4 protein-coding genes are annotated in these 6,849 nt (G+C 74.4%); 3 read left to right on the top strand and 1 reads right to left on the bottom strand.

What is annotated here, in order from left to right; all coding sequences use genetic code 11:
* The 3 genes from FK498_RS20020 to FK498_RS16090 all read left to right on the top strand — a co-directional run.
* Positions 1–551 (top strand): DUF2064 domain-containing protein (locus FK498_RS20020; RefSeq protein WP_141856321.1); only part of this gene is annotated, 551 nt, incomplete at its 5' end.
* Positions 552–604: 53 nt separating this feature from the next.
* Entirely contained in the window at positions 605–4,300 is a 3,696-nt protein-coding gene (gene putA, locus FK498_RS16095) for a trifunctional transcriptional regulator/proline dehydrogenase/L-glutamate gamma-semialdehyde dehydrogenase (RefSeq protein WP_237560973.1), read from the top strand.
* Positions 4,301–4,371: 71 nt separating this feature from the next.
* Complete coding sequence (locus tag FK498_RS16090) at positions 4,372–5,346, top strand: tripartite tricarboxylate transporter substrate binding protein (RefSeq protein WP_141856319.1); 975 nt, start codon at positions 4,372–4,374, stop codon at positions 5,344–5,346.
* Positions 5,347–5,602: 256 nt separating this feature from the next.
* Here the strand turns inward: FK498_RS16090 and FK498_RS16085 are convergent, their stop codons facing one another.
* Positions 5,603–6,742: a mandelate racemase/muconate lactonizing enzyme family protein gene (locus FK498_RS16085; protein ID WP_141856317.1), complete on the bottom strand. Its 1,140-nt coding sequence runs from the start codon at positions 6,740–6,742 to the stop codon at positions 5,603–5,605.
* Between the last annotated feature and the right edge of the window lie 107 nt (positions 6,743–6,849).

The raw sequence follows: 6,849 nt of genomic DNA, 5'->3' as shown, positions 1-6,849 counted from the left end.
TGCGCCATGACGACACCTTCCCGGCCGTGGCGGTGCGCGTGCTCGCCGCACCGGCCGAGGCGACGGGGGAACTCGCCGCCCTGACCGACCTCCCCGCGCTGGCGCAGGGCGAGGGCGATCTCGGCGCGCGCATAGCGGCGGCCTTCGCGACGCTGTTCGCGCAGGGCTTCGGGCCCGTGCTGCTGATCGGCGCCGACAGCCCGACCCTGCCGCCGGCGCATCTGCACACGGCCCTCGCTCTCGCCGCGACCCGCCCGGAGGCGGTCGTGCTCGGCCCCGCGGCGGATGGCGGATACTGGTGCGTCGGGCTGTCGCGCGCGGTGCCGGGCCTGTTCGAGGCGATCGCCTGGAGCACCGCCTCGGTGCTGGCGGAGACCGAGAGGCGCGCCGGGGAAGTCGGGCTCGCCGTGGTGCGCGCGCCCGCCTGGCACGACGTGGACGAGCCGGCCGATCTCGACCGGCTGCACGAGGACCTGCGGCGCGACCCCGCCGCCGCGCCGCACACGCGCGCGCTGCTGGCCGCGCTCGCGACGCGGCGCGGAGCGCTGTAACGCGTCCCGGCGCTGGACTACCGTGCGCGCATGCCCCGCGCAGGGAGAGCGCCGTGCCCGCATCCGACATCGCCGATCCGTCCGAACCGCGCCCCTTCGCCGCGTTCGTCCGGTCGGTCCGGGCGCAGACCGGCCTGCGCGCCCGCATCACCGAGGCCTATCGCCGCCCCGAGCCCGACTGCCTGCCCGCGCTGATCGAGGCGGCCACCCTGCCCGCCGCAGAGACGCGCGCGGCGGAGGCGACCGCGCTGAGGCTGGTCGAGGCGCTGCGCGGCAAGGGGCGGCGCGGCCCGGTCGAGGCGCTGATGCAGGAGTTCGCGCTCTCCTCGCAGGAGGGCATCGCGCTGATGTGCCTCGCCGAGGCGCTGCTGCGCATTCCCGACACGCCCACGCGCGACGCCCTGATCCGCGACAAGGTCGGCGCGCGCGACTGGCGTGCCCATCTCGGCCATTCGCCCTCGCTCTTCGTCAACGCCGCGGCCTGGGGCCTGCTGATCACCGGGCGACTGGTCGCGACCGCCAACGAGACGGGCCTTGCCGCGGCCCTCGCGCGCCTGATCCGCCACGGCGGCGAGCCGCTGATCCGCAAGGGGGTGGACGTGGCGATGCGGATGCTGGGCGAGCAGTTCGTCACCGGCCAGACGATCGCCGAGGCGCTGCGCCGTGCCCGCGCCATGGAGGCGAAGGGCTTCACCCACTCCTTCGACATGCTGGGCGAGGCGGCGATGACCGCTGCCGATGCCGAGACCTATCGGCGGAGCTACGAGCAGGCGATCCACGCGATCGGGCAGGCCGCCGCGGGGCGCGGCGTCCATGCGGGCCCCGGCATCTCGGTGAAGCTCTCGGCGCTGCATCCGCGCTATCTGCGCAGCCAGCGCGAGCGGGTGATGACGGAGCTGCTGCCGCGCCTGCACGATCTCGCCCGGCTCGCGAAACGCTACGACATCGGCCTGAACATCGACGCCGAGGAGGCGGAGCGGCTCGACCTCTCGCTCGACCTGATCGAGACGCTCGCGCGCACCCCCGATCTCGGCGCCTGGCAGGGCCTCGGCGTCGTCGTGCAGGCCTACCAGAAGCGCGCGCCCTTCGTGATCGACTGGCTGATCGCGCTCGCGCGCGCGAGCGGGCGCCGGCTGATGATCCGCCTGGTGAAGGGCGCCTACTGGGACAGCGAGATCAAGCGCGCCCAGCTCGACGGGCATGCCGACTTCCCGGTGTTCACGCGGAAAATCCATACCGACGTCTGCTATCTCGCGTGTGCGCGCCGGCTGCTCGCGGCGCGCGACGCCGTGTTCCCGCAGTTCGCCACCCACAACGCCCACACCCTCGCCACCGTGCTGGCGATGGCGGGGCCCGCCTTCCGCCCGGGCGACTACGAGTTCCAGTGCCTGCACGGCATGGGCGAGCCGCTCTACGAGGAGGTGGTGGGGCCCGGGAGGCTCGACCGCCCCTGCCGCATCTACGCCCCCGTCGGCACGCACGAGACGCTGCTCCCCTATCTCGTGCGGCGCCTTCTGGAGAACGGCGCCAATTCGAGCTTCGTCAACCGCATCGGCGATCCCGCCGTGCCGGCGGAGGCGCTGATCGCCGATCCGGTCGCCGAGGCGCGCGCGATCAGACCGGTCGGCGCGCCGCATCCGCGCATCAGCCTGCCGCGCGCGCTGTTCCCCGATCGCGCCAACAGCGCCGGCGTGGACCTCACCGACGAGCAGCGTCTCGCCCGGCTCGCCGAAGCGCTCGCCGCGAGCGCGCAACGGAGGGAGGAGGTCGCACCGATCCTCGCCACGCCGATGACCCTGCCGGCCGGGACGCGGCGGGCGCTGCGCAACCCCGCCGACCGCCGCGACGTCGTCGGGCACTGCACGGACGCGGACGAGGCGACGATCGCGGCCGCCCTGGAGGCCGCCGCCTCGGCGCAGCCGGACTGGGCCGCCACGCCGCCCGCCGAACGCGCCGCCTGCCTCCTGCGCGCAGCCGATCTGCTGGAGGGCCGGATCGACCACCTGCTCGGGCCGATCGTGCGCGAGGCCGGCAAGACCCTGCCGAACGCGGTCGGCGAGGTGCGCGAGGCGGTGGATTTCCTGCGCTACTACGCGGCCGCCGTGCGCGACGGCTTCGCCAACGCCACGCACCGCCCGCTCGGCCCGGTCGCCTGCATCAGCCCGTGGAACTTCCCGCTCGCGATCTTCACCGGCCAGGTGGCCGCCGCGCTCGCCGCCGGCAATGCGGTGCTGGCGAAGCCGGCCGAGGAGACGCCGCTGACCGCCGCGCTCGCCGTGCGCGCGCTGCACGAGGCCGGCGTGCCGGCGGCCGCGCTGCAGCTCCTGCCCGGCGACGGTTCGGTCGGCGCGGCGCTGGTGCGCGACGGCCGCGTGCGCGGGGTGATGTTCACCGGCTCGACCGAGGTCGCACGCCTGATCAACCGCACGCTTGCCGAGCGGCTGAACCCGGACGGACGGACGGTGCCGCTGATCGCCGAGACCGGCGGTCAGAACGCGATGATCGTCGACAGCTCCGCCCTGCCCGAGCAGGTGGTGGCGGACGTGCTCGTCTCCGCCTTCGACAGCGCCGGCCAGCGCTGCTCGGCGCTGCGCGTGCTCTGCCTGCAGGACGACATCGCCGACCGCGTGCTGACCATGCTGAAGGGCGCGATGGCGGAGCTTTCGGTCGGCAATCCCGACCGGCTCTCGACCGATATCGGCCCGGTGATCACGGCCGAGGCGCGCGCGACGATCCTCGCCCACATCGCGTCGATGCGCGCGCAGGGGCGGCGCGTGCATGCGCTCGAACTGGCAGAGGAATGCCGCCACGGCAGCTTCGTCGCGCCGACCCTGATCGAGATCGACCGCATCGCCGAACTCGGCCGCGAGGTGTTCGGCCCGGTGCTGCACGTCGTGCGCTTCGCGCGCGCGGAGCTGGACGAGGTGATCGACGCGGTCAACGCCACCGGCTACGCGCTGACCTTCGGCGTGCATTCGCGCATCGACGAGACGATCGCGCGGGTCGGCGCGCGCATCGCCGCCGGCAATGTCTACGTCAACCGCACCATGATCGGCGCGGTGGTCGGCGTGCAGCCCTTCGGCGGCCACGGGCTCTCGGGCACCGGGCCGAAGGCGGGTGGTCCGCTCTCCCTGCGCCGCCTGCTCGCCGCCGTCCCGCCCGAGCCGCCGCTCCCCTCGGCCGGCGCTCCGGCGCCGGCGGCGGAGGCGCTGATCCGCTGGCTCGAGGAGACCGGCGAGAACGAGGCCGCGGCGCGCTGCCGGCACTATGCGCGCTGCGCCCGCACGGGGCTCCGGCTCGAGCTCGCGGGCCCGGTCGGCGAGAGCAACGTCTATCGGCTCGAGCCGCGCGGCAGCGTGCTCTGCGTGGCGGAGAGCGGCTTCGGGCTGTTCGCCGCGCTGGGCGCGGTGCTGGCGACCGGCAATCGCGCGCACGTGCACGCGCCGGCGGTGCGTGCGCGGCTCGACGGGCTGCCCGAGGTGGTGCGCGCCGCCGTCACGGTGGCGGAGCGGGCGGATGCCGCCGGCTGCGACGCCGTGCTCGTCGAGGGCGGATGGGCGGGGCTCGGCGCGCTCGCCCGCACGGTCGCCGCGCTCGACGGACCGATCCGGCCGGTGTTCGTCGCCAGCCCGATGAGCGCCGGCCCCGCGGCCGAGGACGACCTCGCCTGCCTGCTCGTGCGCGAGCGCGCGATCAGCACGAACACCGCCGCCGCCGGCGGCAACGCCACGCTGATGGCGATCGCCTGACCGCGGCCTTGCCTTCGCAGCGCGTGCGGTTGCCGCTAGGCTCGCCTCACGCAACGACCCGGGAGGAGACCATGATCCGTCGCCGCGCGGCGCTCGCGCTCACCCTCGGCCTGCCCGCCATCCTCGGCCGCGCGCGGGCGCAGGCCTGGCCCGACCGGCCGATCACGATGATCGTACCGTTCCCGCCGGGCGGCCAGGCGGATCTGGCCGCGCGGCCGATCGCGGCGGCGATGGAGCGGACGCTCGGCAGGCCGGTGGTGGTGACCAATCGCGGCGGCGCCGGCGGCGCGGTCGGCAACCGGGCCGCCGCCCAGTCCGCGCCCGACGGCTACACGCTGCTGATGACGCTCTCCTCGCTCGCCGTGCTGCCCGAGGCGGATCGCCTGTTCGACCGCACGCCCGCCTACGAGGTGAGCCAGCTCGCGCCGATCGGCCGCGTGCTCGCCGACCCGACGCTGCTCGCGGTGCGCGCGGAGGCGCCTTGGCGGACGCTCGACGCGCTGATCGCGGACGCCAGGGCGCGTCCGGGGACCATCCCCTACGGCAGCTCGGGCACCTACGGCACGCTGCATGTGGCGATGGAGATGTTCGCACACTCCGCAGGCATCAGGCTGCTGCACGTGCCGTTCCAGGGCGCAGGCCCCGCCGTCAGCGCGATCCTCGCCGGCACGGTGCAGGCGCTCGCCTCGGCGCCCGGCGTGCTGCTGCCCCATGTGCGCGAGGGCAAGCTGCGCGTGCTCGCCAACTGGGGCGCGGAGCGCATCGCCTCCTTCCCCGAGACGCCGACCTTCCGGGAGCTCGGCCATCCGTCGGTGGAGTTCTACATCTGGGCCGGGCTGTTCGCGCCCGCCGGCGTGCCGGCGCCGATCATGGCGCGGCTGCGCGAGGCGCTGCGCGCGGCGTGCGCCGATCCCGCGGTCGTGCGCGCCTTCGAGACCGCGGGCAGCCCGGTCGCCTATCTCGACGCGCCCGAGTTCGCCGAGTTCGTCGCGCGCGACAGCGCCCGGCTGATCGCCGCGGTGCGCGCGATCGGCAAGGTGGAGTGAGGACCGGGCACCGGAGGCTGGACCCCGGAACGGTCTGGGCACGGGAAAGGACCGCTCCCGCCGTTCCTGCGGACATCCTCGCGCGGATGGCCGATCCCGGCCCTGTCGGGTCCACCCCGGGCGGGCCGGCTCATACCAGCCCGCCGAAGGTTTGACCTTCGGCGGGCTGGTATGGGGTCATGTTCGCGCGCGGCCGCCCCACCAGCCCCGCGCGCGATACCCTCCGCACAAAGGTCGAGCCTTTGTGCGGAGGGTATCAGACGTAGCCCGGCCCCTCGATCGCCGGATGCGCCTCGAGGAAGGCCTCGTCCACCTCGACGCCGATGCCGGCGGCCTCGAGCGGCAGAACCGTGCCGTCGGGGCGGATCGACCACGGCGTCGAGACCATCCGGTCTCGGAACAGGTTGTTGCGGGAGATGTCGGCCTCGAAATAGCCGCCATTGTCGATCGCGGCGAGCAGGTGGATCGAGGCCGCCTGGTTGATCCCGGTCATCGCGCTGTGCGGATGGATCGGCAGCTTCCAGGCCGAGGCGAGGTGCGCGATGCGCATGGTCTCGGTGACGCCGCCGCACTTGGAGAGATCGGGCTGCAGGATCGACAGCACGCGATCCTCGATCAGGCGGTGGAACTCGAAGCGGGTGTAATGGTTCTCGCCGGCGGCGAGGGGGATGCGCGCGAAGGACTTCGCCTCGGCATAGGCACGGTGGTCGTGGGCGGGAAAGGGCTCCTCGAGCCAGGCCACGCCGAGCCGTTCCATCGCCGGCATCGCCATGCGCGCATCCGCCAGCGCATAGCCGGTGTTGGCATCGGTCAGGATGACGAGGTCGTCGCCGAAGGCCCGCCGCACCGCCTCGATGCGGGCGATGTCGCGCGCCGGCGTGTCGCCGACCCTGAGCTTCACCGCGCGATAGCCGGCCTCGACATGCGGACGCACCTCCTCCACCAGCGCCGCGGGATCCTGGTAGCCGAGGGCGACACCGCCCGCATAGGCCGGCACCGGCTTCACCGCGCCGCCGAGCAGCCGGCAGAGCGGCCAGCCCACCGCCTTGGCACGGATGTCCCAGAGCGCCATGTCGATGCCGCTCATCGCCATCGCGGTGGCGGCACCCATGCCGTGGCTGGCGAGCTGGAAACGGTAGATGCGCGCCCAGACGCCCACGCAGTCGCCGGCGTCCATGCCCAGGATGAGCGCGCGCAGCGTGGTGTTGACCAGGTGCGCGATCGCGCCGTGCGCGCGGCCGTGATGGCTCTCGCCCCAGCCGACCAGCCCGCTCTCGGTGACGACCTTCACCACGACCGCATCGCGTTTCACCGCGGTGCCGATGCCGAGGCTCACGCGCTCGGACTCGGGCACGGGGAACGAGACGGGCCATGCCCGTACCGAGACGATCCTCACCCCAGACGCCTCCGCGCGCTCTCGGCCGGTGCCCGCAGGTCGCGGTCGATCGCGCCGCCGATGCCGGGCGGATCGGGCGTGCGCGCCGCCCGCGCGCCGCGCGCACG

Source organism: Elioraea sp. Yellowstone, from assembly GCF_006704265.1.
Lineage (GTDB): Bacteria > Pseudomonadota > Alphaproteobacteria > Acetobacterales > Acetobacteraceae > Elioraea.
Note: the sequence above shows the minus strand (reverse complement) of the source record. Positions and strands in the feature narration are given on the sequence as shown.